The sequence below is a fragment of the Frigoribacterium sp. CFBP 8759 genome, assembly GCF_014841655.1.
Lineage (GTDB): Bacteria > Actinomycetota > Actinomycetes > Actinomycetales > Microbacteriaceae > Frigoribacterium.
The window spans coordinates 499,098-525,793 of record NZ_JACYUH010000002.1 but is presented as its reverse complement, the minus strand read 5'-3'; the positions used below and the strand labels follow the sequence as shown (position 1 = coordinate 525,793).

28 protein-coding genes and 1 tRNA gene are annotated in these 26,696 nt (G+C 65.9%); 13 read left to right on the top strand and 16 right to left on the bottom strand.

The annotated features are described in order from the left end of the window. Positions 1–38 precede the first annotated feature (38 nt). A complete protein-coding gene (locus tag IFT79_RS07760) occupies positions 39–650 on the top strand; it encodes a histidine phosphatase family protein (RefSeq protein WP_192123548.1) in 612 nt (203 codons plus the stop codon). Between the two features lie 33 nt (positions 651–683). On the opposite strand, the gene IFT79_RS07755 is transcribed toward IFT79_RS07760, so the two are convergent. Continuing rightward, entirely contained in the window at positions 684–1,352 is a 669-nt protein-coding gene (locus tag IFT79_RS07755; RefSeq protein WP_043592622.1) for a response regulator transcription factor, read from the bottom strand. A gap of 119 nt (positions 1,353–1,471) precedes the next feature. Here IFT79_RS07755 and IFT79_RS07750 point away from each other — a divergent pair, with 119 nt between their 5' ends. Beyond that, complete coding sequence (locus tag IFT79_RS07750; RefSeq protein WP_123570784.1) at positions 1,472–1,753, top strand: GlsB/YeaQ/YmgE family stress response membrane protein; 282 nt, start codon at positions 1,472–1,474, stop codon at positions 1,751–1,753. Between the two features lie 97 nt (positions 1,754–1,850). Here IFT79_RS07750 and IFT79_RS07745 read toward each other — a convergent pair whose 3' ends face one another. The 4 genes from IFT79_RS07745 to IFT79_RS07735 form a co-directional block, all read right to left on the bottom strand. Continuing rightward, the gene (locus IFT79_RS07745) at positions 1,851–2,528 is read right to left on the bottom strand and encodes a DUF6766 family protein (protein ID WP_192123546.1); all 678 of its coding nucleotides are present in this window, start codon (positions 2,526–2,528) and stop codon (positions 1,851–1,853) included. 5 nt (positions 2,529–2,533) lie between these two features. Next, positions 2,534–2,659 carry a hypothetical protein gene (locus IFT79_RS16675; protein ID WP_274604854.1) on the bottom strand — a complete coding sequence of 42 codons (126 nt, stop codon included), beginning with the start codon at positions 2,657–2,659 and terminating at the stop codon, positions 2,534–2,536. A gap of 696 nt (positions 2,660–3,355) precedes the next feature. Beyond that, positions 3,356–3,892, bottom strand: a complete 537-nt coding sequence (locus tag IFT79_RS07740) for a hypothetical protein (RefSeq protein WP_192123544.1) — start codon at positions 3,890–3,892, stop codon at positions 3,356–3,358. A 31-nt stretch (positions 3,893–3,923) separates the two neighbouring features. Further along, positions 3,924–4,139: a hypothetical protein gene (locus IFT79_RS07735; protein ID WP_192123542.1), complete on the bottom strand. Its 216-nt coding sequence runs from the start codon at positions 4,137–4,139 to the stop codon at positions 3,924–3,926. A gap of 429 nt (positions 4,140–4,568) precedes the next feature. Between IFT79_RS07735 and IFT79_RS07730 the strand changes: the two genes are divergently transcribed. The 3 genes from IFT79_RS07730 to IFT79_RS07720 all read left to right on the top strand — a co-directional run bounded on the left by IFT79_RS07730 (position 4,569) and on the right by IFT79_RS07720 (position 7,056). Further along, positions 4,569–5,285, top strand: a complete 717-nt coding sequence (locus IFT79_RS07730) for a hypothetical protein (protein ID WP_192123540.1) — start codon at positions 4,569–4,571, stop codon at positions 5,283–5,285. Positions 5,286–5,620: 335 nt separating this feature from the next. Continuing rightward, the gene (locus tag IFT79_RS07725) at positions 5,621–6,652 is read left to right on the top strand and encodes a hypothetical protein (protein WP_192123538.1); all 1,032 of its coding nucleotides are present in this window, start codon (positions 5,621–5,623) and stop codon (positions 6,650–6,652) included. Next, positions 6,649–7,056, top strand: coding sequence for a hypothetical protein (locus tag IFT79_RS07720; RefSeq protein ID WP_192123536.1), 408 nt, complete (start codon positions 6,649–6,651; stop codon positions 7,054–7,056). Before IFT79_RS07725 ends, IFT79_RS07720 begins: the two co-directional genes overlap by 4 nt. Here IFT79_RS07720 and IFT79_RS07715 read toward each other — a convergent pair. From IFT79_RS07715 to IFT79_RS07705, 3 genes are all read right to left on the bottom strand, one after another. Then, positions 7,007–8,035, bottom strand: a complete 1,029-nt coding sequence (locus IFT79_RS07715) for an AAA family ATPase (protein ID WP_192123533.1) — start codon at positions 8,033–8,035, stop codon at positions 7,007–7,009. The genes IFT79_RS07720 and IFT79_RS07715 overlap by 50 nt on opposite strands. A gap of 68 nt (positions 8,036–8,103) precedes the next feature. Next, entirely contained in the window at positions 8,104–8,790 is a 687-nt protein-coding gene (locus IFT79_RS07710) for a hypothetical protein (protein ID WP_192123532.1), read from the bottom strand. After that, positions 8,787–9,746: a hypothetical protein gene (locus IFT79_RS07705; protein ID WP_192123531.1), complete on the bottom strand. Its 960-nt coding sequence runs from the start codon at positions 9,744–9,746 to the stop codon at positions 8,787–8,789. Before IFT79_RS07705 ends, IFT79_RS07710 begins: the two co-directional genes overlap by 4 nt. A 597-nt stretch (positions 9,747–10,343) precedes the next feature. Here IFT79_RS07705 and IFT79_RS07700 point away from each other — a divergent pair. Beyond that, positions 10,344–10,709 carry a PcfJ domain-containing protein gene (locus tag IFT79_RS07700; protein WP_192123530.1) on the top strand — a complete coding sequence of 122 codons (366 nt, stop codon included), beginning with the start codon at positions 10,344–10,346 and terminating at the stop codon, positions 10,707–10,709. A 10-nt stretch (positions 10,710–10,719) separates the two neighbouring features. Here IFT79_RS07700 and IFT79_RS16890 read toward each other — a convergent pair whose 3' ends face one another. Next, on the bottom strand, positions 10,720–11,778 hold the full coding sequence (locus IFT79_RS16890) for an SHOCT domain-containing protein (RefSeq protein ID WP_199859515.1): 1,059 nt from the start codon (positions 11,776–11,778) through the stop codon (positions 10,720–10,722). 105 nt (positions 11,779–11,883) lie between these two features. On the opposite strand from IFT79_RS16890, the gene IFT79_RS07690 reads away from it, so the two are divergent. Beyond that, a complete protein-coding gene (locus tag IFT79_RS07690; RefSeq protein WP_192123529.1) occupies positions 11,884–12,414 on the top strand; it encodes a WGR domain-containing protein in 531 nt (176 codons plus the stop codon). Between the two features lie 5 nt (positions 12,415–12,419). Continuing rightward, the gene (locus IFT79_RS07685) at positions 12,420–12,995 is read left to right on the top strand and encodes a hypothetical protein (RefSeq protein ID WP_192123528.1); all 576 of its coding nucleotides are present in this window, start codon (positions 12,420–12,422) and stop codon (positions 12,993–12,995) included. Here IFT79_RS07685 and IFT79_RS07680 read toward each other — a convergent pair. Next, positions 12,885–15,491: an AAA family ATPase gene (locus tag IFT79_RS07680; protein ID WP_249407930.1), complete on the bottom strand. Its 2,607-nt coding sequence runs from the start codon at positions 15,489–15,491 to the stop codon at positions 12,885–12,887. The genes IFT79_RS07685 and IFT79_RS07680 overlap by 111 nt on opposite strands. A 401-nt stretch (positions 15,492–15,892) precedes the next feature. Between IFT79_RS07680 and IFT79_RS07675 the strand changes: the two genes are divergently transcribed. Beyond that, the gene (locus IFT79_RS07675; RefSeq protein ID WP_192123525.1) at positions 15,893–16,282 is read left to right on the top strand and encodes a hypothetical protein; all 390 of its coding nucleotides are present in this window, start codon (positions 15,893–15,895) and stop codon (positions 16,280–16,282) included. Between the two features lie 222 nt (positions 16,283–16,504). Here the strand turns inward: IFT79_RS07675 and IFT79_RS07670 are convergent, their stop codons facing one another. After that, on the bottom strand, positions 16,505–16,957 hold the full coding sequence (locus IFT79_RS07670; RefSeq protein ID WP_192123523.1) for a VOC family protein: 453 nt from the start codon (positions 16,955–16,957) through the stop codon (positions 16,505–16,507). 99 nt (positions 16,958–17,056) lie between these two features. On the opposite strand from IFT79_RS07670, the gene IFT79_RS07665 reads away from it, so the two are divergent. Next, entirely contained in the window at positions 17,057–18,043 is a 987-nt protein-coding gene (locus IFT79_RS07665; protein ID WP_192123947.1) for a helix-turn-helix transcriptional regulator, read from the top strand. Between the two features lie 210 nt (positions 18,044–18,253). Here the strand turns inward: IFT79_RS07665 and IFT79_RS07660 are convergent, their stop codons facing one another. Then, a complete protein-coding gene (locus IFT79_RS07660; RefSeq protein ID WP_192123521.1) occupies positions 18,254–18,676 on the bottom strand; it encodes a hypothetical protein in 423 nt (140 codons plus the stop codon). A gap of 563 nt (positions 18,677–19,239) precedes the next feature. Between IFT79_RS07660 and IFT79_RS07655 the strand changes: the two genes are divergently transcribed. Continuing rightward, positions 19,240–19,587: a hypothetical protein gene (locus tag IFT79_RS07655; RefSeq protein WP_192123519.1), complete on the top strand. Its 348-nt coding sequence runs from the start codon at positions 19,240–19,242 to the stop codon at positions 19,585–19,587. A gap of 547 nt (positions 19,588–20,134) precedes the next feature. Here IFT79_RS07655 and IFT79_RS07650 read toward each other — a convergent pair. From IFT79_RS07650 to IFT79_RS07635, 4 genes are all read right to left on the bottom strand, one after another. After that, positions 20,135–20,659 (bottom strand): hypothetical protein, encoded by a 525-nt coding sequence (locus tag IFT79_RS07650; protein ID WP_192123517.1) that lies wholly within the window; start codon positions 20,657–20,659, stop codon positions 20,135–20,137. A 38-nt stretch (positions 20,660–20,697) separates the two neighbouring features. Further along, the gene (locus IFT79_RS07645; protein WP_192123516.1) at positions 20,698–21,267 is read right to left on the bottom strand and encodes a recombinase family protein; all 570 of its coding nucleotides are present in this window, start codon (positions 21,265–21,267) and stop codon (positions 20,698–20,700) included. Positions 21,268–21,759: 492 nt separating this feature from the next. Continuing rightward, a tRNA-Val gene (locus IFT79_RS07640) sits at positions 21,760–21,832 on the bottom strand. A gap of 85 nt (positions 21,833–21,917) precedes the next feature. Then, positions 21,918–22,391 (bottom strand): peroxiredoxin, encoded by a 474-nt coding sequence (locus IFT79_RS07635; protein ID WP_159826459.1) that lies wholly within the window; start codon positions 22,389–22,391, stop codon positions 21,918–21,920. Positions 22,392–22,655: 264 nt separating this feature from the next. Between IFT79_RS07635 and aceE the strand changes: the two genes are divergently transcribed. Together aceE and IFT79_RS07625 are read left to right on the top strand one after the other, a co-directional pair. Continuing rightward, positions 22,656–25,400 carry a pyruvate dehydrogenase (acetyl-transferring), homodimeric type gene (gene aceE / locus IFT79_RS07630; RefSeq protein WP_192123514.1) on the top strand — a complete coding sequence of 915 codons (2,745 nt, stop codon included), beginning with the start codon at positions 22,656–22,658 and terminating at the stop codon, positions 25,398–25,400. A gap of 22 nt (positions 25,401–25,422) precedes the next feature. Beyond that, the gene (locus IFT79_RS07625) at positions 25,423–26,634 is read left to right on the top strand and encodes a PucR family transcriptional regulator (RefSeq protein WP_056047511.1); all 1,212 of its coding nucleotides are present in this window, start codon (positions 25,423–25,425) and stop codon (positions 26,632–26,634) included. The last annotated feature ends 62 nt before the right edge of the window (positions 26,635–26,696 follow it).

Here is a 26,696-nt window from a genome sequence, read left to right as displayed (position 1 = left end):
GTGGCACGATGGACGCTCCGCCCCGACCGAAAGCCACGATGCGCCTCCTCCTGATCCGCCACGGCGAGACCTCCGACAACGTCGCCCGCACCATCGGCTCGCGCCCCCCGGGCCCGCCGCTGTCTCCGCTCGGTCGCGAACAGGCCGCCGACCTCGCTGGGGCCCTGGCGGGCGAAGCGATCGTCGCCGTGCACTCGTCGCGCCTGCGCCGGGCCGGTGAGACCGCCGCGATCGTCGCCGAGGGTCTCGGCCTCCCCCACCTCGAGGTCGAGGGTGCCCACGAGATCGACGCCGGCGACCTGGAGGGTCTGCCCTACGCCCAGGCCCTGCCCCGGTACGCCGGCACCATGCAGCAGTGGTGGACCGACCCGGAGGCGCGCATCCCCGGTGGCGAGAGCGGCACCGAGTTCACGGCCCGGTTCCGCGGAGCGGTCGATCGGGTCGTGGCGTCGACACCGGCCGACTCGACCGCGGTGCTCGTCTCGCACGAAGCCGCGATCTGCGTCTGGGCGTCCGACACCGCCCGCAACCTCGACGCCGCGTTCAGTCGCACCCACGGACTCCGCAACACGGGGTCGGTCGTCCTCGAGGGCTCGACCGAGGCCGGCTGGGTCGCCGTCTCGTGGGACGGCGAACCCCTGGCGCACTGACGCGCGCGTCCGTCGACGGCGCAGCAGCGCCTCCTAGGGGCCGCCGAGCCAGTGGTCGATCCGGTGGTGGTCCGGCCGGAAGCCGTTCTGGACGCCCCACAGCACCGCCTGCGTCCGACTCGTCGCGCCGATGCGCCGATAGACCGATCGGATGTACGACTTGACCGTGTTCGGACTGAGGTAGGTCAGTGCCGCGACCTCGGCGTTGCTCTTCCCCTGGGTGATGAGGGCCAGGATCTCGGACTCGCGGTCGGTGATGCCCTCGCGGCGGCCGGGCCAGTCGAGGCCCGGTGCACTCGGCGCCCGCCCCCGCACCTCGCTGACGACGCGCTCGCCCCGGTGGACCGCCTCGAGCGCCTCGACCAGCTCGCGGGCACCGAGGGTCTTCGACAGGTACCCGTGCACGCCCTGCGCCAGAGCCGACTCGACGAGCTCGGGGTGGAAGTTCCAGGTGTAGACGACGACCTTGCCGGCCGCCGGGTTGGCGACCAGCTCGGCGAGCTCGTGATGGTCGGACTCCGGCTGGGCGAACGAGTCGTAGAGAACGACGTCGACCCGGTCGGACAGGGACGTCGTGGCGTCGATCTCGGCGACGACGACCCGGTCGCGGTAGCGGTCGAACATGTGGGCGAGACCGGCGAGCACGACGTCGTAGTCGTCGACGAGTGCGACGGTGATCGACCGGGTCGGAGCGAGGGGCATGAGGACACCATCCCACCCCGAGGGGTGTGCCGCCACACCTCCAGGGGTGGTCTGCTGGGTCCTGCGACACCACGGCACCGACGGTGCCGGTCGCCCATCTCTCCCGGAAGGAGAACACCATGATCGGTCTCATCATCAGCTTGCTCGTCGTCGGTCTCATCGCAGGGTTCATCGCCCGCGCGGTCGTCCCGGGTCGCCAGAGCCTCTCGATCGCCATGACGATCCTGCTGGGCATCATCGGTTCGTTCGTCGGAGGGTTCCTCGGCTTCCTGCTGTTCCAGCACGACCCCACGGACGGGTTCTTCCAGCCCGCCGGCATCATCGGCTCGATCATCGGCGCGATCGTCGTGCTGGTCGTCTGGGTCGCCGTCTCGGGTCGCCGCGGCGCCGCTCGCCGCTGACCCCGGTCCCGGTCGGGGCGGCCGCGGACGGCCGCCCCGAGGGCATCGTCCTGCCGGCGGCATCCACTGCCCGCAGGACGGAACGACGACCTCGTGCTCAGGCGGACTCCTCCGCGCTCGTGGTGTGCGGTGCCCCGACGGGCTTGGACTCACTCGAGCCACGCTGGCGGAGGAAGATCGAGAACACGATCATCGCTCCGACCGCCAGGAACTCCGACTGCCAGTTCTGCAGGGTCCTGTTCCAGAAATCCGGAGACGTGACGTACTGGAGCCAGGTCTCGGGTGGTGCGCCGTGTTCCGCGTTCTCCTCGTTCGCGACCACGGTCCCGCCGAGGGACTGTGCGAGCCAGGACGACACGAAGAGGGCGCCCATCACCAACAGGAGCGAGTTCGAGTACACGAAGGATGCCCATCCGCCCCGGCGCGCCCACGCGGGCGACCCCGGCCGCGCGTGGTCTCCGACCGATTGTGCCTCGTCGCTGCCGACGCCCTCGTCCCCCGGTCGCTTCGACTCGGGCGACCCGCGTTGCACCAGCCAGATCGTCGCGGCGATGAACAAGAAGAACTGCAAGAACTCGGACTGCCAGTTCTCGGCCACGTCCACCAGGAAGCTCGACGACGACACGAAGTCCCAGTAAGCGAGGGGCGGAAGACCGTGCACCGCGAGTTCCTCGTTGGTGGCGGCGAGCCCGGCGAACGACTGGCCCACGAGGGCGGCGACGAAGATCACGAGGAAGGCCGTGCTGAGCCCCTGGTCTCGGATGGCTCGACGCATCCTCGTCACCGAGCCGTCAACGGGACGGCGATCATCACGACGAGTCCCGCGACGATCACGCCCATCCACAGCCAGAAGACGGCGCGCATCCCCCGCGTCGATCCGGCGTCGTCGTCCTGCTGATCGCTCACCTGGTCACCCTCCTCGACGGGAATCGCCACGAGGCAGTCCTACGTCACCGACTGCGCGGCGACAAGGGGCTTGCTTTCTCCTCCGGGTGCTGCTGTCGGACCGTCGCCAGCCACGCGCCGACGATGACGCCCGCAGGCGACCCGACACGGCGTCCGTGCCCCGACGGGCCGTGCGACCGAGGAGAACCGCGGTCGTCCGACCACCGTTCGTGAGGTGGGCCCTACCGGGCTCGAACCGATGACATCCACGGTGTAAACGTGTAGCGAGGCCTACGTTCTTGCCGCCAGTTGCGCAAAACTGCCGGTATTCTGGGGCGAGGAGTGCAACGGCCTGCAAGAGAAAGCAGTAGTGCGCAGCCCGTCACCAACACCACACCAACACAAACCTCGGACTGTGCACGAAGACTGGGCCATGCATGTCCTCGGTCTCAGCAAGACCAAGTAAGGGCGCGGTCGTGAGCGAGTAAGCCACATTTGCGTTGTCGACTGTGATTCTGTTCGTGTTAAGCGTCACGAGTTCTCGCAGGGGCCAACCGGTGACAGGGTCCGTCGAAATCAGTGGACCACGGCGATCTGCGAACGGGTTCCCATGGAGCGGCCCACCGATGGCACATGTAGACGGCCCACCCAGGCCAGTCACGATAAGTCACGCGCCATATCCCCCGGCCGAAGGGCTGTCCATAACCAGGCGCGTGTTCACGCCTCTCCTACGCGAGGCGGACGGCTGCGGCTGTGCCGGGATCTGCGGCCGTTCGTGAGGTTGGCGAAAGGGAGCTTGCCGAACTGGTCGATGAAGTCGTCGAGCATCTCTGTCTCCGTGGCGCGGGCGTCGGCGCTCTCCTGCCAGGCCACGAGCAGGGTGGCGCTGTCGTGGAGCTGCCACAGGTAGCGGCCACCGTTGTGGCTGCCACCGAGGTCTGCACCGTGGAGCCGGTACTCATCGAGGCGCTTGGCGATGCCTCGGTCGCCCTTCGAGCCGAGGTCGGCCTTGCCGATGTAGACGACCTCAGCGCCCGTGACCCACGCTGCTTCGAGGGTCTTGAGGGGTTCGGTGTGCCGGCGGCCGGGCACCGCACGGCCGGAATTCACCTCGAGGAAGACAGGGGGTCCCGTGTCAGGGCGGACCACGACGTAGGTGCCGGCGCCAGGTGGGACGGGCGAGGCCGGCAGATCCGCGAAGGGCACGAAGCCGTGGAAGCCTGCCGCCGTCAGCCCTGCGCGTGTCCAATCCATGACGTGAGCCTAGAGCGATCGAAGGCCGCTCCTAGGCGACGAGGCCCAGGGCGACGACCCCGGCGCCGGTGGCGGTGACGGCCACGAGGAGTGTGTCCCTCGTGGTGACTACCTGCGGCTGGAAGAGCAGCGGTATGCCGGCCTCCTCCGAGGTGCGGTGGGCCTTGATGCCGCTGCACCTGAGGCAGGCAGCGATGGAGTTGAGCCACGTGTCCGCCTCGACTCGCGTGAGCCGGCTCTCGGGCATGATGTGGTCGAGCGTCGTGCCGAAGCGGCTGCTTCCGAACTAAGCGCAAGTGCAGTTGTCACGCTCGAGGACACCTCGACGAGACCACACCGCTTAACGCGTCACCCGCCGAGCGCCGGACAGAGCTCTTCCGGTCATCGGGCGGCGTCAGCCTCTTCCACCGACTCCTCGGCGAGGTGCCCCGCCCGGCAACCGTCCACGCCAACTCGATCAGCGTCCGGCACCGACTCGGCGTCTGACCACTTCGGCGGCTGCCGCGCATGGGACTCACATGATGGTCGTGGCTCCCCGCACCCGGAAGCGCCTCACCGTCAATGGCGCCGTCCTCGGCCTGGCCGGCCTCGTCGGCGGCCTCGTGCTCGGCGCGGTCTACTAGGCCTCCCGGTCCCCGACTTCCTGAGGACTGCTCGCGGCCAGTAGTGTCGCGGCATGCCCTTCGTCCCCATCGTCCCTGAGGGACTTCACCTCGGCTCCTCACGACGCGTCGACGGCGCCTTCAAGGGGCACCTCTTCGACGCGGACGGCAACCTCGTCGACCACGCCGATTGGGAGTACGTCGAGGACACGCCCAGGTACTCGCAGGCACCTCAGTCGCCGGAACTCACGAAGGAAGAACTCGAAGCGATCGCCTTGATGGCGGAGCTGATCCTCGCCGGCATCGTCGCCTCCCTGCCCATCATCGCGCGGTTCTGGCACGAGCGAGCTCTTCCGTCCGCCCGCGCCATCTGGAAGCGCATGTCGTCGCCTCGCCGGACGAAGAAAGCCGTCGGCGCCGACGGTCGACCACCGCGGCCTGCGACGTTCGTGGTCTCCACCGAGGGCGTCGAACTGGCGGTGACGGACCCCGAACTCAGCATGAGCGGGCAGGAGTGGGAGCAGCGCTTCCACGCGATGGCTGCTGCTGGCTCCTTCGCCGACGAGCAACTGCGGATCCTCACGAACGCCCGCATCGTCGACGACACGGCCCTGCCGGAAGGAAGCGCCGCCACGCAGATGACGCCCGGCGAGTTCGTCGCCCGGATCCGGCGCCTGCTCGAGGTGAATCCCGCCCTCCTCACCGAGGAGACGACGGCGGAGTTGGCGCGAGTCTTCACACCTCGGCAACCCCCGGCACCGGCCCCCATCCGTCGTCAGCTCGGAAGCTGACCACCGAGCCCGTCCAAACCGTCAAGTAGCGATTCCGCCTCCGGCAGCGACTGCCACTACTGTCGGCTCGCTCAGCTGCTCGCGTCACGATTCGGTCGACCGGCATGCCGTGAGCGCCCGACCGCGCCACATGCCTCCTGGCATCAACGCACCACCAGGAGGCCACGATGATGCTGTCCACGAAGACCCGCCGCCGGATGACTGTCTCCCTCGCGGCCACACTTGTCGGCGCCACGGTGCTGCCAATCGTTGTCGGCGCCGACATGTTCTGACCCCTCCTGAGGGGCTGCCCGAGTGTCGGTGGCCCGACCTAGGCTCCCGCCTGGGGAGGGCAGATGAGCCTGCACGCGTACTGGGACGGCGAACGCATCGACCGTGCCCAGATCAGTCGGCACAACGTCGACCAGGTCCGGTCCAAGGCTGAGGAGTCCAGAACCCTTGTCCATCCGTTCTGTGAGCACCGCGTGTTCATCAGGTCGAAGTCGGTGGGCGGACGCCTCCGCTACCACTTCGCTCACTTCGCGAAGGAGAAGGCCACTTGCCGGTGGGCTGGCGAGTCCGAGTCTCACTTGGCGCTGAAAGACACGCTCGTCTTCGAGTCCCGGCGCCTCGGCTGGGATGCCGAGGCTGAGGCCGGCAAGAGCGGCAGGGACCGCCCCGACCACATACCGGACGTGCTCGCAGTTAACCCCAACACCGGGCAGCGGGTCGTCTTCGAGGTGCAAGTCTCGTCCCAAGGCGCGGAGGAGTATCGGCGCCGGCAGGACCTTCGGACCGTTGTGCCGAACACGCGCTCGCTCTGGCTGACACGGAACGCCGACGTGGCGGTCGAAGCTGGGTACGTGCCGATCTACCACCTGGAGCGCGGCGATGAGAAGGTCGCCACCGACCTAATTGCGACCCGCTACGTCCTCATGGCCGACTGGGTCGATGCAGCCCTTCGCAACCGGCTTGACAGGCCACGCACAAAGCACGCCTGGGAGCTGTGGATTGCAGAGGAGGAGGCACGCGCTGCTGCTGAGGCAGCCCAGCATGAGGCCCTCATGGCGAAACTTGCCGCTGCTGAGGCCGCCCGAAAGGCCAAGAAGGAAGCAGATGCTGAGGCAAGGCGCCAGCGAATAGCTGCACGCAACTCCGCCAGCGCTGCCGACCCTGCACGCTGGGGCTGGGGACAGCTGCCACCCCCGGCTGTGGCGCACAACTTCCGGACGTACCTCGATGCGTCCTACTCGCAGGCGACGAGGGCCAGGGCGGTCGCGGAGGACCTTCGGTACGGTGACGGCGAGGTGGCGCAGCACGGCGGTCGCGGCGGTGCTGCCGCGCATGGACCACGCGAAGCGCCCACGGACCTTGGAGCAGACACGTGACCACGACCACCCCCGCCCTCGACGACCACCAGTACCGCGCGGACGTCAGCTCCGCCAAGGCGGCCGCTCGTGCCTACTACGACACCGACACCGAGCTGATGTCGGACACCTCCTACGACGAGCTCCTGGCCGGCATCGCCGCGTACGAGGCGGCCAACCCGGACAGCGTCATCGAGCACGGCCTCTTCAGTGACGTCGCTGCCGGCACCAGCACCGGCGGAACCGTCACCTACGACGGCCCCATGATCTCCCTCGACAAGGTCACCGACCTCGCCGAAATCGAGGCTTTCGCCGAGCGCATCGCTGCGGCCGGCGGCACCGTCAGCATCGAGCCGAAGTTCGACGGCATGGCCTTCAACAGCCGCTACGACAACGGCGGATCTGCGCAGCCTGGTTCTTCGTAGCAATCGCGGACTGGCGGCCGCCGTCGACGGCAGCTTGGAACTGCTGGTCGGCTGCCGCGCGAGCCGACGCACCCCGGGTGCGTGCCTCGTGGAGGGCCACCTCGGCGCGCTGGCGCTGGCCGTCCGCGGCCGCATGCTTGCTCTGCCGGTCGTTGCGGACGAGGTCGCGGGCCTGACGGGCCTCGTGCGCCTTGCGGGTGGGGTCGCTGGACGCGAGGTCGGCGATGCTGACGGTGATCCGGTCGATCTCCTTGTCGCGGGACTGAGCCTTCCAGTGCAGGTCGTCATCCGACAGCTTCCGCAGGCGGGTGAGCAGGTCCTGACCGTCCTGGTCCTCCGGCTCGTCCCCCTCGTCGCTGACCGGCCCGTCGAGCGTCTCCGTCAGCTCGGCGATGCGTCCGTCGATGCGGGTGACGGTGGCCGTGGCCTCGTCGAAGCGTCGCTTGGCTGCGGCGGCCATGGGGCCGTACTTGTCGAGGTCGAAGACGGTGGCGAGGAGCTTGAAGCGCTCGATGGGCTGGGCGCTGGCGAACCGGCCGTACTTGCCCTGCTCGGCGGCCCACGTCATCGTGGCCGTCTCGTAGTTCATGCCGAGGAGGTTGAGGATGGCGGCGTCGGTGGCGCGGTGGCCGGGGTCGCTGATGGCGCGCCAGCCGCTCTTGGCCGTGTCGTCGGCGACGTGGACCTGGCCTGTGCCGCTGCCCTTGCGCGGGTAGGTGCGGGAGACGCGGTAGGTGGCGTCGCCGATGCCGAAGACGACGGTGACCTTGCCGCTGGTCGCGCCGGTGGTGATGGACTCGGCGACGGTCTTCGAGGGGAAGCGGCCGTAGAAGGCGACGAGGGGTGCCTCGATGAGGAGCATGGACTTGCCGGCCCCGTTGTCGCCGACACCGACAACGAGGGGGAGCCCGGTGAGGTCGATGGTGACGGGCTCGCGGTAGGACCAGAGGCCGTGGACCTCAATGCTCTTGATCTGCATGGGTGGCCCATGCGCGGCAGTCTGCGGGCGCGCAACGCCCCGCCGGAGGGTGGGCTCACATGTCGGCGTCAGCCGAGGACGATGAGGTCGTACTGGTCTCCGGCGATCTCGGTAGCCTTGGCGATATAGGCGTCCCGGTCGATGTCGTAGTCAGGACCGGCGAAGGGGTTGCCGTCCTCGGGCGCGCTGTTCATGCTCGACCACACCATCTGCGTGTCCGTCTTGCGGGCGTCGGGGCTGCTCAGGCTGAGGGACGGGTAGACGACCATTACGTCTCTACCGGTTGCTGCCTTCACCTGGTTGACGCGACCGATCATGACCTGCCGGCGTGCGTCTCGCACACCGCCTTCGACCGTGGACGTGGTGACCGCGATGTCTTCCGCGAACTGAGCGACGATGTCGTTGCGTACCTGCTCCGGAAGGGCCTGCGACGGGTCGACCTGCATGACGGTCCCGTCGGCCAGGGTGTAGTCCCGAACGGCAGCGTCAGCCTTGGTCTTCGCGAGCCAGTCCGTCTCGAAGGTGGTGAGCTTCCCATCCCCGTTGAGGTCCCCCTCGAGCGCGTCGGGGGTGGCTGTAGCTGTCGGGGTCGCCGCGGCGAGCTCGCTAAGCGTGTCAGCGGCGGCCGAACAGCTGACGAGCGTGGTTGTGAGCGCGATGGCGACGACGGACAGCGTGATGGTTCTCCCCCAGGACATGCCTTCAGCCTGGCGGGCGGCCTCAGCAGCGCGGAAGCCCGCCTTCGGGGGCGTCATGTGGGCACCGCCACAGCTCGAGCTCCGAGAACCGGCCTGGTCCGACCGCCGCGGGGCTTCGACCTTGACCAGGCGATGTGGCGCCAGGCCTCTGCGGCGACCTCGTAGCCGTCGTCGACGAGGTGCTCCTCGAGGTGGTCGGCCATGGCTCCTTCGATGGCGAGTACGACGTCGTCGTCCACCTCGGTGATGCCGGCCACCATGGATTCGACCCGGTGGCATGCTCCGGCCGTGCCGGCCTCGAGCTGCTGGAACATCTGCGGCTTGGCGAGGAGGTCCGGCTGCTCGCTGATGGCGGTGTCGATGATCCGTTCGAGGACGGAGTTGACGAGGGGGCTGGTGCTGATGAGACCGGTGATGCTGCGCCTGCGGCTCAGCTTCTCAGCGGTGGTGACGTCACTGACGGTGTGGCTGCGAGGGGTGATGCCGGCGCGGTCGGAGACCCAGCCGCGGGAGGCGAGGATGTCGCTCCGTGCGGTCTCGTGTCGTTCGACGCGACGCTGAGCGGCCCGGGCGCCGCGGCGCAGCGTGTCGGGTGCGAGCTCGTCGCGCTCACGCAGGAACGTAGCCCCGCTGTCGACCAGGTGGCCGATGAGAGCGTTGGTGACCTGCCAGTGGGTAGGCGGCGCCGCGGCGGGTAGTGCGATGACGGTGACCTGCTGCTCGTTAACGACGTGACCGACGAGAACCTGACCGGCTGGAACTCTTTCACCGACCTCCACGAGAAGCTCGCCGTGCTGCGCCGCAAGAAGACGACCGACGCCGTGCTGGCAGCCTTCCGCGAGGTCGTGGCACTCAGCTTCATGGCCCTTCCCCGCCACCGCGGGGGTGTTCCGTGCTACGCCCATGGGCGTGAACCCCTCCCCACTGTCGGGGGGTCGAAATTCGGTGACGGACAATCTCGCACTGCGAGTTTCCCGCCGATCGGTGCCCTTCCCGGTCGGCAGCGACGCCACCCACCTACCTACCGTCACTGCAGCGCACCGGGGCGAGCGCCTCACATCCCCCCAACGTGAGGCTGCTTCCTTGGTGTGTCCAAACCGTCAAGTGGCCGTTCGCATCCAGCAAGCACACCGCCTACCGTCGTTCCTGCGCCCGGCGCGGCGTGAAGGGCCCCTAAGCCTGATCTTCGACTGGGCGCTTAGTTGTCCCGGCGCCTAGGGGGCCGGGCGCTCCCCGCTCCTTCGGGTGGAGCGGAGTCGAGCAAGTGGCCGGTGACGCGTTCGGGTCGTCACCGGCCGCCATCTCTCTGGCGGCGCACACGTCGGTGGCATGACCAACACCGCACCTGCCTTCGTCGCGTCCGAGCACCCGCGCGCCGCCGACGGAGCCTTCACCGATAAGCCCCAGACGTCGCCCGAGGTCGGCCTCGCTTCCACTGCCGCCCCGTCTCCGTCACCGTCTCCGACTCTCACCTCGCCCTCGGCATCATCCACGCGGAGCACGGCGCTGACAGCACAACCTGGATCACCGACACCGTCCGCGACGCCCGCACCTGGGCCCAGCTCGACACCGCCCTCGCACGCGTGGCCCTCCGCATCTAGAAGCCCAACATGCCCATCCAGCAGGACGCCGTCTACGCCGCCCTTGACGGTCAGGTGGTGCCGCGCACTGACCTCCGACTCGTGACGCCGAAGGAGACTGAGACGCTCGAGGACTGGGGCAACGCCATGGACAACTGCATTGGCTCGTACGGTGCGGTCGCCGTCGACCACCGCTCCTACCTCCTCGGCGTCTACCGAGGCTCCGAGCTCCTCGCCAACGCTGAGCTCTTACCGAACGGGACCCTCCGCCAGCTGTTCGGCCGGTTCAACCAGCCCCTCGAGGCGTCCAGGGACAAGGCCGTGTCCGAGGCAATCCTGTCGAAGGCGCTGCCTGCGCTGTCGCGCGACCGTGACGTGCACGGGCTAACTGCGTGAACAGGGCAGTCTACAGCCCCAGCAGCTGCGTCTTCTTGGCCGTGAACTCGTCCTCGGTGAGGATCCCGTCGTCGCGAAGCGCTGCCAGCTGACGGAGCTGCTCAGCCAGGGTCGCCTCAGCTTTTCGTGGCGTCGAGGAGACGAGGACCGTTGGCGCCACCGACGGCTCTTCAGACAGCACTGGCTTGAGCTTCCGCGACTGATTGTTGATGAACTGGGCGGCCTTGGCCAGCTGGTTGTAGCTCGGCGTCTTCCCGGACGGGATGTACTGGATGTCGTAGTCCCCGCCAGAGATGTGCAAGACGAACTTCTGGTTTCCTGTCTGCTTCGGGGCGGCTAGCGCGATGGGGCCGAGCACGAACATGCGCGTCAGTGTCAGGCGCTGCTGGAGGTGGCCCTCGGTAGTCACTTCGGCGATCGCGCCGGCTAGGGAACCTCCAACCGATCCAGGGCCGTGAGGCTTGCCCTTCCACACCTCGTTTGAGAAGACGTGCAAGGTGCCGAACATCTCGAAGAAGGTGAACTGACTCGCCCCGGTGAGGGCAGCGATGCGCGCCTTCTCAGCCTTCTTCTCTTCGACGACAACGGCCTTCGCCTCGACCTTTGTCGTCTTGACGACGAGCTTGTCGCTCGCGACTTCCTCAGCCGTGGCTGTTCTGCCGAAACGGGGGCTCATGACCAGACTCGGGTCGACGTCGCGAGCCTCCGCGACCTGGGCCACCAGCCGGTTGGCCAGCCCTAGCCACTCAGCCTGCATCTCCTCGGCCTTCGGCCCACGGGCGCTGTTTTGGATGATGAACGCGTTGACGTTGTACTCCGGCTTTGGCTGCGGGTTGTCGTCCCCCAGGAGCTGCCAGGTGATGACCCCGGGCTTCCAGTTCGTCGACGGCGTGTAGTCGATGGTCTCGATTGACTCGAAAGGCACCTCGTATGGCGAGGCCTTCTTGCGAATGGTCTGCGTGAGCATGCCCGTGAAGTGCATCACCAGACCGTCGTCAGTAAGGCGCATGGTCTCCGCGCCCGACTTGAACTCGTTCTGGGGCGCCAGGTCATCGATCGAAGTGCTCACGAGTCGTGATGCTATCCACAACGAGTCGCTGAGACCTACTCAACACCGTTTCGCCGCGCCGCCATCTACGGAAGCTGACGACCTCATGCCGCGCATGGGACAGGCATGACGACGACACGAAAAGCGATGCTGGTGCTGGTGGACACGAAGGCGAACTCGAACAAGTTCTACAGCCTCGAACTGGACCAGACCGGCCGCGTGTCGAAGACGTACGGCCGCATCGGCGCCGATGGGGTGACCAACTACGAGCACACCGGCGACAGCGGCTTCCAGAAGATCCTCGACGCGAAGAAGCGAAAGGGCTACAAGGAAGTCGACGTCGCGGACGCGAGCTCACAGCCCATTCGCCCTCGCCTCGACAGGTCCCGCCTCGCCTCCGTCGCCCGAGCAGGCCTCGTCAGTGAGGACGCCGTCAACGACACCCTCGTCGCCGACGTCATTGAGCGCATCATCAAGGTCAACGCCCACGACATCCTCGAGTCCTCCGGCGGCCTGATTAAGGTCGACCTGAACGGTCGCATCCAGACCCCGTCGGCCTCGTCACCCTCAGGAGCATCACCGAGGCCACACGCATCCTCGACTAGCTCGAGCACGCCGCCGGCGCCGCGCACGACACCCTCCTCGAGCAGTACCTGACCTTCGTGCCGCAGAAGGTCGGCCGCACCCGCGGCTGGCAGGACGACTTCTTCGGCACGCACCACACCGTGCAGCACAAGCGCGACTTCCTGCAGCAGCTCCGCGACTCCGTCACGTTCTTCGACGCGCAGGCCGAATCGGCCGCCCGCACCCCCGCCCACGAGGACATTAAGGCGGACTCCGGCTTCAAGTACCACCTCCGCTCGGTGCCGACCGACGGCGACCCGTTCAAAAGTAACCGACGCAGGTTCGAAGAGTCGAAGAACGAGCACCACAGCGCCTCCCGGCTCAAGCTGAAGCGCGTCTTCGAGCTCGTCGACGAGCCCGGCGCTGAGGTCCACGCGGATCTGCTTAGAAACGAACATTCAGAGATCAGGCAGAAGGGCTGGCCCATCTGCACCCTTGTGACGGATGTTGTCGACTGTGTCAGTAGGCATCCGCGGAGTCCTTCCTCACTTGTCAGGTCCATGTCAGGACATCGAAGGAATAAGCTTTTTGGCACGCCGCTCAAACGGCGGCCTACCGCCCTCAAGATGATGCAAAGCCAGCTTGTTGAGGTCATGACGCTCCAGAGATCCTGACGCCTCAAGCTCACCAGCTTGAGCCGTGGCTCGGAGCGTAATTATTTGCTCAGCGTCGGCGCTTACAACGAGTCCCGGACTGCGGGTGGCGAAGACGTACTGCCGATGCCCACGGAGGCTTCGCAAGCGCTCGACTAGATAGTCCTCAATCCATGGTGCATGAAGCGCATCCTCAGGTTGATCAACCAAGACGGGATTGTCCCCGTCAGCAAGGAGAACGACCAGGATCGCGGTGCATTTTTGACCGTGGGAGAGATCCTCAATGCCGGCGTACGCCTGCCCTTCAGGCTTACGGAACTTGATTCGGAGGATGTCAGGCGTGTCCACAATCTGAAGACTCAGGAGTTCATCCCAGGATGATCGATCGTCGATATTTGTGATGAGTCTCGCCACATCGGTTGCAGCAACACCTTCTGGCAGCTGCCCGCCGAGCGTGGCATCGCCCCCGAGAATGGAGCGAGCTAACGCAAAGGGATGAACCGACTTGGCGAGTGAATCAAGAACTGACTCACGCACCCGCGAACCAACCTTTAGGGCCTCCAACTTCTCCCGGTAGGCCGCTGTGTCACCCGAAGTCGGGATATCAAGCTTGACGTGACCAGCCGTTTTCCGGTTCAGAACATCGATTCGACTTCGTCGCATAGCTCGAATCGCACCGCGAACCGTCTTGAGTTCATTCAGTAGCTGCTCTCGATCGAACATGGTGCGTGTGATGTGAGGACGAACCTCTTCCCGAAGCTCCTCGCTAGCCGCTTGTGAGTGTCCGAGCTTTGTCTGCGCGGTCTCAAGTTCAGAGCGAAGCAACTTCACCGATGTCCCACCTTTTTCGGAGAGAAGCGCGTCGAACTCGTCAGTAAACGTGTCGAACTCAACTCCGATGTCGTCCTGGCTTTGTTCGAGCACCTTCTTTAGTTCAAGCAGCCCGTTTTCTTGCAGCTGGCGAGCGTTGTCCTGAACCCCTGCGAAGTCGGCGACTGCTGCGCGGATCCGTTCAAATCGCGCGGCATTCGCCTTTATCACCTTCGCGTCTGGAACGCGGAACGTGATTTCGGTAGAGGACGGCCCGCTTGGAATTTCCGCAAGGAGCTTGGTGACGGCGGCCTTGTCCTTCGTCCACTCTGCTTGGAGGGTGACCATGTCGCTCTCGAACAGGTCGGACAGCTGCGCAATCCGCTCTGTGAGCTGCTTCTCATCGGCGGCACTTTCGACCAACTGATATTCTCGTGCCCGAAGACGGATCAGAGCTTCACCATTGATGTGGAGCTCGCCCTTGATTCGTGCGCTTTCAAGACCTAGATCTGCGAGATCGAGTTCCGCATCGATTAGGGCCATTCGCCCGACCGGTTGCCTGGCGTACTCGAGCACCTCGCCTTGCGAGAAGGCAGCAACCTTGAGCACCTGAGTAACGGGTACGTCGGTCTCGAACCAGTTGCCGTTTACATCCTTGAAAACAACCGGAGCCCCGGGAATAACGGAGTATCGACGCTGAACTCGGTGTCTTTCACCCGATATTTCGAAGTCGACGGTCACCTCTGAGTCCGGCCCTAGGGCCACCCGAAGCCGGTTATCAACTTCATCCCGAATTTGCGGGAAGGCATCTGCATCGACTTGCTGATTAAGAGCAAAGCGAATCACTTCGAGCGACAGAGACTTGCCTGAGCCCGTGCCGCCAAGAAGACAGTTCATGTCGGGGCTAAACGTCAGATTGATGTCCTTGAGAAATCCCTGACTCACAGATGCGGCCGTAATCCTGGCATGATCCGACTGGGTCCGGGCCTCAGAGAGCGCCACACGTAGGGACGGATCGTTGAGGGCGTGTTTAAGTCCGATTAGATCGGGACGCGCAGCTTTGATCCAGGTGCGCCGTACACCGATACCGCTTGAGGCATGGCGATTGAGACTTGCGTCATAGGCGTCCGAGTTCTGGATAAACGCCGTCGTCGATTTGCCTGAACTACGTTGCTTCACGACCTCGGGCGTTGCCTGGCTTACGAATTCGAGCGCAGCAAAGACTGGCGATGCCAGCAGGGCATTGGCGTGATTCCTAACCGCCAACCCCAGCAGACCTCTCTCTTTGTCAATGTGAGCGGGTATGGCTATCCCGCTGGCTTTCTGAATTTCTTCGGCGGTCTCCAGCAGGCCCTGGTGAGAGGTCACATCAAGGCGCCCGAAGTCTGCCCTAGATATTCCGATACGAACCAGCACATCCTCAATGACACTGCTCGCCGTGCCTTCTTCCCAGATCCCTAGCAGGTGACCTTCCGTCGTGCTGATCTCGACGCCAGGAAGAACGACCAAGCTTTCGCCTTCAGCCGCGTCCGTCATGGCATCGCACCAGCCAGCAGTGTTGTGATCTGTCACGGCTATGCAATCAAGCCCGGCGGCGCGAGCAGCCCGTACGACGTCTTTGGGGTTGCCAAAGTCCCCGTCACTTGCGTCTTCTGACGCTGGCGTGTGTACGTGAAGATCAACCGCCCAGAATTTCGCCCACCCCATGAACACCACGCCACCCGTCTCTGCATCACGTCGTTGAACCGAAACCCGAGCAGGTCCTGAGAACCTTTAGCTGCCAGCAACCTGAATCCTATTCATGATTTGTCATTAGGCCGCACAGCCGGGCTCAAGGGAACTAGGCCCATTCGGACGACTAAGCACAAAGCGGTCTGCAAAGATACTGCCGAGGGGCCGATAAAAGACGTTATGTCGATTAATTCTTGGGGCGAGTCGCTTGGGCCTGTCTTCTGATCGGTCTTGCCACCGGAGTCGCTGTGCTCGGTCGAGCCATTGATGTCCATGGCTGGCGACACGATGTCGTGGTGCATGATTGCCAACTAGGCCACAAGCCAAGGGGAGTCATGTCTCGATGCGTTCGACTTGTCGTTGCCCTGCTTGCCTTCGTGGCAAGCACCTTCGGACTGAGCGCGTGCAGTGGGGACACCTTCGAAGAGCGATTTGCCTCACAACTGCTCGTTGCGACTGACATTGTTCTTGACGACTCCGACTCCGTTGCTGCAGTTTCCGGCACGGGAGGCGGCCCAACGCCAACAACTCTGCAGTACTTCCTCGAAGGAACGAACGTGGGAGAAGAAGTAGCTCAGGGCCTCACCAATGCCGGGTTCACGGCAGACGACTCTCTCAATCAGATCTGGGAACGCGAAGAAGACGGCCTTGAGCAAGAGGTCATTCTGTCTCCCTTCTCTTCCGGTGAATCCTTCGCGATTGAAAGAGGGACGTCAGATGAGCGCTACGTAGCAAGCGAAGACGGTATCCGCGTCACTATCGCGTAACCCGTTCTGGGGGCAGCAGCCCCCATTCCAGCTGCCGTAGGGACAACGGGGAACTCGACCTCTGACTTCTGGGCGCGTCCGGAAGCTGATCGGCTATCGGGCAGCGCCCCGGACGTTTCTGGTGGTCGAGGGCCTCGGAACCGCTGCTCGTTCGCTTGCTTGTGACGAGGGGAGAGAGGCGCCGCGGCGCGGGCAGGTCGGACTCGCGCCGCGGCAGAGGCACTACGCGGTGACGCTGACGCTCCAGGTGACTCCGAACCGGTCGGTGAGCATGCCGAAGCCGGCGCTCCACGCCGACGCGGCGAGCGGTTCGACGATGGTCGCACCGACCACCAGTGCGTCCCAGTGACCTTGCAACTCGTCGAGGCTGTCGGACCCTATCGAGACGAACAGAGCCTGGTCGGTGATGGTGGTCCCGTTCTCGCGGCGGGTCAGGCCGCCTGCGGCGATCGAGCCCTCGGTCTGGCCGGGGATGTCGTACCCCATGATGTGGAAGCCGTTCTCGGCGGTGACGAGGCCGAAGACGACCTTGTCGGCACCAGGCACGTCGGCCGGCATCCCGAAGTCGGCGTAGGTGTTGACCACGAGGTGCCCGCCGAACACGGACTGGTAGAACTCGAGCGCCTGACGGGCGTCGCCGCGGAAGTTGAGGTGGGTGGTCGTCTGGATGGTCATCGCTACTCCTTGTTGGGGGTCGGCCCGCTCGGCCGTCGACTCGACTCTTACAGCCGTATAGGTCGATTCCTGTCCTGGACCGGATCTAGTCTGAACGGCATGACGACGACATCGCGACTGCTGGCCCTGCTGTCGTTGCTGCAGACTCGGCGGGACTGGCCCGGGTCTCTCCTGGCATCTCGTCTCGAAGTCAGCGACCGGACGGTCCGCCGGGACGTCGACCGCCTGCGCGAGATGGGCTACAGCATCCGCGCGACGATGGGCCCTGAGGGCGGGTACCGGCTCGACGCCGGTAGTGAGCTGCCGCCCCTGCTGTTCGATGATGACCAGACCGTCGCGGTGGCCGTCGCCTTGCAGGTGGCAGCTGGTGCCGGCGGCGGGATCGAGGAGGCGGCGATCCGCGCCCTGGGAACGATCCGGCAGGTCATGCCCTCACGACTGCGCGACCGGTTGGACGCTTTCGAGGTGACCGCTGTCGGCCGGCCGGGAGATGAAGCGATGGCGGACATCTCGCTCGACGTCCTCGTCACGCTTGCCCACAGCATCCGAGACCGCGAGGTCTTGCGCTTCGACTACGCCGCCCGCGGCGACGACGACAGCGAGCAGCAGATTCGTCAGGCCCGCCGGGTCGAGCCGCACCACCTGGTGACGTCGCACGGCCGCTGGTACCTCGTGGCATGGGATCTCGAGCGCGACGACTGGCGCCTGTTCCGCGTGGACCGTGTGCAGCCGAGGGTCCCCGGTGGCCCCCGGTACGATCCCCGTGTCGTGCCCGGCGGCAGCGTGCACGAGTTCGTCTCCGCTCGCTTCAAGGGGTCCGACGTCGACGAGTGGCCGTGCCGAGGCACCGTCGTGTTGGAACTACCCGCTGAAGACGTCCTCCCGTTCGCCGGCGACGGCACGGTCGTGGCCCTCGACGACCAGCGGTGCAGCCTCGAGGCGGGCTCGTGGTCCTGGGGCGCATTGGCCGCCTTCTACGGCCGCTTCGAGGCACCGATGCAGGTGACCGGGCCCCCCGAGCTCGCGACTGCCTTCGTGGCCCTTGCGCACCGATACGCGGCGACGGGCGCGACCGACCACGACTAGTGCGGCAAGTCCAAGACACAGCCAGTCGGCCCTGCAGACCAGGGAAGAAGGCGCAGGCGTGCGATCCCCGACACCGACAGGCGCCCGCCTAAAATCGTCTATCGGGACAGGCCGGCCTCACTGGGAATGGACGATGCGAACGCTAATCAGCCCATTCGAGCCGAGTTCGGGCAGGGTTCTCCGCCACGAGGCGACTGACCGCCTGTGTGGTCAGCGGGGCGACACAACGAGGTGACCGCGGAGCAGCGTGCTGCCCTCGGGCACGGTCGGATCTTCAACGGCCGACCACGAAGCTGACGGCCCTCCGCTCATGGAGATCGTGAGCGTGCCCCCATCGCCCGGGCTGCAGCCGGACATCATGTCATCAGGTTCGCCCGCGACAACCTGCGTGAGGACGCAGAACTCGTCATCCGCGTTCCGGGCCGCCCAATACCGAGTCCCTTCAGCTTCGCCGAGATACCGCGCCGACTCCGGGTCCAGATCGTCGAGGACCACACTCTCGACTTGCGGCAGGGCATCAGAACTGACCTGTTCCTCAGCCAACACGTCATTCGTTGTGGCCACCGAGCAACCCGCTAGTGCGCCGGCACCTAGAAGCACTACCGCCAGTCGTGCCCACTGCCCCGTGGTCATGTCCTCATCCTGGCCGAGCGATGAAGCCAGCACCAGGGCGGCCCCCTACCCGCCTCTCGAATTGCCGACCCAACCGTCGCAGGGAACGATCGGCTATCGGACACCCTGCAGTGCCGCTCAAGGTCCAAACGCGCTCCCAAGATCCGATTAGATACCTACAGGGCCCGGTCCTCTTACCTCGCTGAGCGAAAAGCTGCCGTGCACTCCTCCCGGCAGGCGAGACCCTGAACACGACAAACACGACAGAAGTGCCAGCCCTCATCGTTGCTTCGCTGGGCATCAGCGGCGGGATCCTCCTCGTCATCTTTCACCGGCCCTTTTCGAGACGAGTCAGGAGTGAACGCGAACGACTAGGAGTTCACGTGGGTTCCGAAAGCCACCCGCCCACGTTTCTGCTCATAGGTCTCATATTCGTGGTCATCGCCATCGTCATCCTGGTCGGCACGTTCAGCAACGCGTTCTCCGGGTCACCTGGGGTCTAGAGCAGCCCAGTAGCCGATCGTCTATCGGGCACCAGCTTCGGCTCCGCTAACGTGCAGGCACGAGCCACGGAAGGAGCACCCTTGAACGTCACAGTCGAAGTGGGCGATTGGGAGCACGAATGCTGCGGCCCCGCGATCGAACGCAACGATGTAGTCGACCTGGGCTGTCTTCGTTGGCGGGACGCCGATGGACAAGTGCGGTTGATCGAGACCCACCACGACTCCCCTATCGAAACTCGTGTCCGCGGTCGCGTCGTGGACATTCTCGTGCTTGCTGAGGATGGTTCCTCGACACCAGTTCTTCGCGTTCCCAGCGGCGTGGCCCTGCGCGGATTTGACGACGAGGACGACGGGCACCTTGAGACACCGTGGTCGGGCGAACTCGTCGACGAGCGCAACAGGCACTTCCTCGTGACAGTGAAGTCGTAGGCGCCAGCAGTTACTCTCCCTCCGCACCGCACCGCACCGCACCGCACCGCACCGCACCGCACCGCACGGCACGGCAGGTAAGAATCGCTCCACTGAACGATCGTCTATCGGGCACCCTCGGTCAGGGCTAACGCACTACTAGATGCAACACCGCCAGCATCAACTGCCCGAATCGCAGAAGAACTTTTCTGTGGAGTGGCGCTGCTCGCTCTAGCTCTCGGGCCGTCGGCGGCACGAACAACGCATGAGGCACGATGTTCCAGCACTTCTCTCGACCACGGACCTGCTGCCCGTGGTCCTCTTCGTACTTGCACTCCCCACAGGCCACCGGCCCCTCAAAGGCTGAACCCCGGTGCTCTTCCCATGGGTGTTCGCAGTCCGGGCACAGCGTCTCTCGAAGCCGCCGCCGCACGGCACGGCCGGAATCGCCTGCGGGATTGCTCATGGAGCGAGTATGCAGGTTTCGCGATCCGCCCTGAAGCCGATCGTCTACTGCGACACACCAAAGCCGCCCTTCCCTCCTCGGCGCGTGCAGGGGCTCCTGGCGCTACCCACGCAAGGGCCCGGACGTGGCAAGTAACTCGGCAGCCTCGGTGGCGATGAGATCCGACAACTGTTCTGGTGGCAGCTCGTCGACACCGCTCATGATCAGCAAGGCCTCGACCCCAGGCACCCACGTGTCATCCCTGAATCTGAAACTGAATCCTCGCAAAGCTTCCGAAAGCTGCAGATACCTCTCGTCGCGACCAGCGATCAAGCGCAGACTCTCGACAACGAGAGTTCGCCGGCCAGCCTCGTCATCGTCGGTGGTCAACCCTAGATCGGTGCCGATCGCGAGGAGGTACCGAAGGTTCTCGCTTGCAGGCAGGCTCTTGGACTCGCCAGCAAGAAGGCGAATGTTCAAGCTGTCATGGCCCGCCATCAACCAAGCGACGGCAAGCTCAGGGCCGCACCATTCATCGGCCTCTCGCGTGAGCGCGACGACCAGCAGGATCGCGATCACGTCCCGATCAGTCACCTCAGTTTCCATAAATCCGCCATGGTCGACAGCAGCATTGTCTTCCGCGACCAACGGTCTCGTCCTCGCTCTGACTCGCTTGTGGAACCACATCAGGACTGCTCCCCTCGTTGAACCGCACGATAGACCGTCGAGCGGGCGACACCGAAGAGCTCCGCGATCTCACTCGTCGTATGAGCGCCCGTGCGGTGCAGCTGCACGAGGTGCTTCTCCTGCGAGGCGGTGAGCTTGGGCTTTCGGCCGCGGAGCTTGCCGGCGGCCTTGGCGATCGCCATGCCCTCACGAGTCCGGGCACGGATCAGGTCAGCCTCGAACTCGGCCACCATGCCGAGGACGTTGAACAGCAGCCGGCCCACGGGGTCGGTGGGGTCGTAGACCGCTCCCCCGAGGTTCAGGGCGACGCCCTTCTCTGTGAGCTCGTCCGCGATCGCTGTTGCATCGCGCAGTGAGCGGGCGAGGCGGTCGAGCTTGGTCACGACGAGAACGTCGCCGGCACGGCACGCCGCCAGCGCCTCACGGAGGCCTGGCCGAGCTCGAGTCGTCCCGGACAAGCCGTGATCAACATGCACGTGTTGATCGTCAACACCAAGTGCTGCAAGACCGTCACGCTGTGCTGCGAGATCCTGCCCCGAGGTCGAGACGCGGGCGTATCCGATGAGCATCTCAGGACTGTAGCGTTTATACCCCCTTCATCGGGCATTTTTGCGGGACAGGCATACGCGAATCCGCAGGCCAGGAGCTACTTGACCCCAGCCGGCCGAGAACAGCTCGAGTAGGTGTCCCGATGAACGACCGACTTGCGGGCGGCCACGATACGAGGCCCGGCAGGAGATCACCTCGTCGATCCAAGGCTGCCCCGGCCACGAATGATTCACGTAGCCGCCAACACCGGCATTCGGGCAGCAGAAATTTAAGTGGTTCAGGTCTCCGTCACCGACTGACGCTCAGCGATCCGCTCGGGCTCAGGGGCTTGAGCGCTGGCCGAACCAAATCCCCACGGCCTCACCCGGATCCTCCGGGCACAGTCGCCCGCGGCCCATGCTTACGGACTGCGGTGGGGCTCCACCAACACCACACCGACACGGAACGCCAGCCTAGGTAGCGGCAGAGTACCTGGGGCGTGTCAAAAGTCTCCTGATCGGGACTTTCGAGGGTGGGCCCTACCGGGCTCGAACCGATGACATCCACGGTGTAAACGTGGCGCTCTACCAACTGAGCTAAAGGCCCTCGCACCGGGACGAGCCGGGCGAGCGACTACAGGTTAGCGGGTGGACGAACGGACCCGCGCCTCCTGCGGTCGTGATCGCGGTCGTCAGGCCGAGACGGGGACGAGGAGGTCGAGCGCGGCGCGGTAGTCGGCGAGCGAGCGCTCCTGGCCGGGCTCCGTGCCGAAGTGTTCGCGGATCACCCCGTCGACGTCGATCAGGAAGGTGGTGCGGGTCGCGAAACCCTTGTTCTCGAGGAAGACGCCGTACTCCTTCGAGACCTCGCCGTGCGGCCAGAAGTCCGCCAGCAGGGTGAATTCGTAGCCCTTCTCCTCGGCGAAGGCGCGCAGCGTGGCCTTGGAGTCGACGGAGACGACGAGCAACTCGACGCGGTGGTCCTGGAACATCGCGAGGTTGTCGCGGAGGGTGCAGAGCTCTTTCGTGCAGGTGCTGCTGAACGCCAGGGGGAAGAACACCAGCGCGACGGGCTTGACGCCCCGGAAGTCGCTCAACCGGACTCGCTCGCCGAACTGGTTCGGCAGGTCGAAGTCGGGAGCCTGGATGGCGTTCTCCAAAGCCATGGGTGCGTTCCTTTCGCGTCGACCCGGGCGGTCGGCGACTGACACGATCGCCGATCCTACGCCTCACTCGTCGGTTTCCACACGGTGGCGTGGCCGGACGTTCCCAGCGCGTGCCGAGCCTGTCCCGGTCCGGGCAACTAGAGTGGGCTGGTCAGGCGGAGTGCGTCTCGGAACCCGGGCACGACGGGCCTGACATCTGTTTGTCCACTCCACGCGGTGGCCCTCCAAGAGACGGCTGCTCCACACAGATGATTGAGGTCAAGGGTGACGGTTAACGATCAGGACCCGTACACGGTCGACAAGGCCGATCGCGATCCCGAAGAGACCGCCGAGTGGCGTGAGTCGCTCGACGCTCTCGTGAAGGCGCAGGGTCACGAACGTGCCCGCGAGATCATGAAGAGCCTGCTCACCCGGTCGAGCGAGCTGCACCTGGGCGTGCCGATGGTGCCGAAGACGGACTACGTCAACACCATCGCCCCCGAGGACGAGCCCGAGTTCCCCGGCGACGAAGACCTCGAGCGCCGCTACCGCAAGTGGGTCCGCTGGAACGCCGCCATCACGGTGCACCGCGCCCAGCGCCCCGGCGTCTCGGTGGGTGGCCACATCTCGACGTACGCCTCGTCGGCCGCCCTGTACGAGGTCGGCAACAACCACTTCTTCCGCGGTCAGGACCACTCCGGTGGCGGCGACCAGGTGTTCTTCCAGGGCCACGCCTCCCCCGGCATGTACGCCCGCGCCTACCTCGAGGGCCGGCTGGGCACGGACCAGCTCGACGGCTTCCGCCAAGAGAAGTCGCACGCCTCGGGCGGACTCAGCTCGTATCCGCACCCGCGCCTCATGCCCGACTTCTGGCAGTTCCCGACCGTGTCGATGGGCCTCGGTCCGATCAACGCGATCTACCAGGCGCAGGTCGCCAAGTACCTCACCAACCGTGGCATCAAGGACGCCAGCGACCAGCAGGTCTGGGCGTTCCTCGGCGACGGCGAGATGGACGAGGTCGAGAGCCGCGGTCAGCTGCAGGTGGCGGCCAACGAGGGCCTCGACAACCTGAACTTCGTCATCAACTGCAACCTGCAGCGCCTCGACGGCCCGGTCCGCGGCAACGGCAAGATCATCCAAGAACTCGAGTCGTTCTTCCGCGGCGCCGGCTGGAACGTCATCAAGGTCGTCTGGGGTCGCGAGTGGGACACCCTGCTCGCGAACGACTCGAGCGGCGCACTGCTCAACCTCATGAACACCACGCCCGACGGCGACTTCCAGACCTACAAGGCCGAGAGCGGCGGCTACGTCCGCGACAACTTCTTCGGTCGCGACCCGCGCGCCCTCGAACTCGTCGCGGACTACTCGGACGACGACATCTGGAACCTCAAGCGCGGTGGCCACGACTACCGCAAGGTCTACGCCGCCTTCAAGGCCGCGACCGAGCACAAGGGACAGCCCACGGTCATCCTCGCCAAGACGGTCAAGGGCTACGGCCTGGGGCCGTCCTTCGAGGGGCGCAACGCCACCCACCAGATGAAGAAGCTCACGCTCGACAACCTCAAGCAGTTCCGCGACGAGCTCCGCATCCCGATCAGCGACGCCCAGCTCGACGAGAACCCGTACCTGCCGCCGTACTACCACCCCGGTCAGGACGACGACGCGATCCAGTACATGCAGGAGCGTCGTCGTGCGCTGGGCGGCTACGTGCCCGAGCGCCGGACCAAGTACACCCAGATCGCGGTCCCCGAGGCGAAGACCTACGACGTCGTCAAGAAGGGGTCGGGCAAGCAGGAGGTCGCCACGACGATGGCCTTCGCGCGCCTCCTGAAGGACCTGCTGCGCTCGCCCGACTTCGGCCACCGCATCGTGCCGATCATCCCCGACGAGGCCCGCACCTTCGGCATGGACGCGTACTTCCCGACGTCCAAGATCTACAACCCGAACGGTCAGCACTACACGTCGGTCGACCGCGAACTGCTGCTCGCCTACAAGGAGAGCCCGCAGGGACAGATCATCCACGTCGGCATCAACGAGGCCGGCGCGTTCGCGGCCTTCACGGCCGTCGGCACCTCGTACTCGACGCAGGGCGAACCTCTCATCCCGGTCTACGTCTTCTACTCGATGTTCGGGTTCCAGCGCACCGGCGACGCCATGTGGGCCGCCGGCGACCAGATGGCGCGCGGCTTCATCATCGGTGCCACCGCGGGGCGCACGACGCTGACCGGCGAGGGCCTCCAGCACGCCGACGGCCACTCCCCGCTGCTGGCGTCGACGAACCCCGCGGTCGTCTCGTACGACCCGGCGTTCGGCTACGAGCTCGGGCACATCGTCAAGTCGGGCATGGACCGCATGTACGGCACCGACGAGCACGGCAACGCGTCGCACTCCGACCCGAACGTCATGTACTACATCACCGTCTACAACGAGCCGATGGCCCAGCCCGTCGAGCCCGAGGGCCTCGACGTCGACGGTGTGGTGCGCGGCATCTACAAGCTCAAGGACGCCGAGAACCTGGGCCCCCGCGCCCAGCTCCTGGCGTCCGGCGTCGGTGTGCCGTGGGCTCTCGAGGCACAGCAGCTGCTCGCCGACGACTGGAACGTCGCGGCCGACGTCTGGAGCGTCACGAGCTGGAACGAACTGCGCCGCGACGGCCTGGCCGTCGAGGAGCACAACTTCCTGCACCCGAACGAGGAGCCGAAGACGCCCTACGTCACCGAGAAGCTGAAGGACTCCGAGGGCCCCGTCATCGCCACGAGCGACTTCATGGCCGCCGTGCCCGACCAGATCCGCGAGTACGTGCCCGGCGACTACCTGACCCTCGGAGCCGACGGCTTCGGTTTCAGCGACACCCGGGCCGCCGCCCGCCGGTTCTTCAAGATCGACGGACCGTCGGTCGTCGTCCGCACCCTGCAGGCCCTGGCCCGGCGCGGCGAGGTCGACCCCGGTGTCGTCCAGCAGGCGATCGATCGTTACCAGCTGCACGACGTCACGGCCGGCACCAGCGGCACCGCCGGCGGGGAGGCCTGACGACCCCGTGAGCGCCGAGCGGGTGCCCGCATCGCCCCTGCAGCCGTCCGCGGCCACGAAAGAGCGCACGCTCGCGTGGCTGCGGACGGTCTCGGGTGAGCTGTCCACCGCGACCATCAAGCGCCTCGAAGAGACGCTGCCCTGGTACGGGGACATGCCTCCCGGGCGCCGCTCGGCGGTCGGGCTCGTCGCCCAGGCCGGCATCACCTCGTTCATCAGCTGGTTCGCCGACCCGCGATCTACCCCGTGGATCGCCGCCGACGTCTTCGGTTCGGCCCCCCGCGAACTTCTCCGCTCGGTCAGCCTCACGCAGACCCTGCAGCTCATCCGCATCACCGTCGAGGTCGTCGAAGAACGCGTCAAGGACGGGGACGACTCCCTGCGCGAAGCGATCCTCCTGTACTCGCGCGAGATAGCCTTCGCCTCGGCGGACGTCTACGCCCGGGCCGCCGAAGCCCGCGGCCTCTGGGACGCCCGACTCGAGGCCCTGGTCGTCGACTCGATCCTGAGCGGCGAGTACGACGACGAGTTGCCCAGCCGCATCGCTGCGCTCGGATGGCATGGGCACGGTGAGGTCGCCGTCCTGGTCGGCACGGCTCCGCGGATGCTCGACGTCGACATGCTGCGACGCACGGCCCGGCACCGGGAGGCCGACGTGCTCATCGGCGTCCAGGGCAGCCGACTGGTGCTCGTCATCGGGCGGGCCGATCCGCTCGACGAGGGCAGCGCCTCCTCGACCCACCCCAGCTTCACCGAGATCGCGCGTGCCCTCGAACCCGGCTTCGGTGACGGGCACCTCGTGCTCGGCCACGAGGTGCCGAGCCTCGTCGACGCCTCGAAGAGCGCCAAGGCCGCCCTCGCCGGTTTCGCGGTCGCACGGGCCTGGCGCAACGCGCCCCGCCCCGTCCTCGCCGACGACCTCCTGCCCGAGCGCGCCCTCGCCGGGGACCCGGTCGCACGGTCGACCCTCGTCAACCGCATCTACAAGCCCCTCAAGACGCACTCGACCGAGTTGTTGACGACCTTGTGGTGCTACCTCGACAACGGGCGCTCGCTCGAGGCCACGGCACGCGAACTCTTCGTGCACCCGAACACCGTGCGGTATCGCCTGAAGCGCGTCACGGACGTGATCGGCTGGGATGCCACCGGCGCCCGTGAGGCGCTGATCCTCCAGTCGGCGCTCGTGCTCGGATCGATCGCCGACCCCGAGGGGTCAGGGGTCCGACGCAAGTGACCGTCGGGCTGACCGCGAGGACGTCTGTGCGCTTCGACAACGTTCTCGCTCATCTTTGGTCG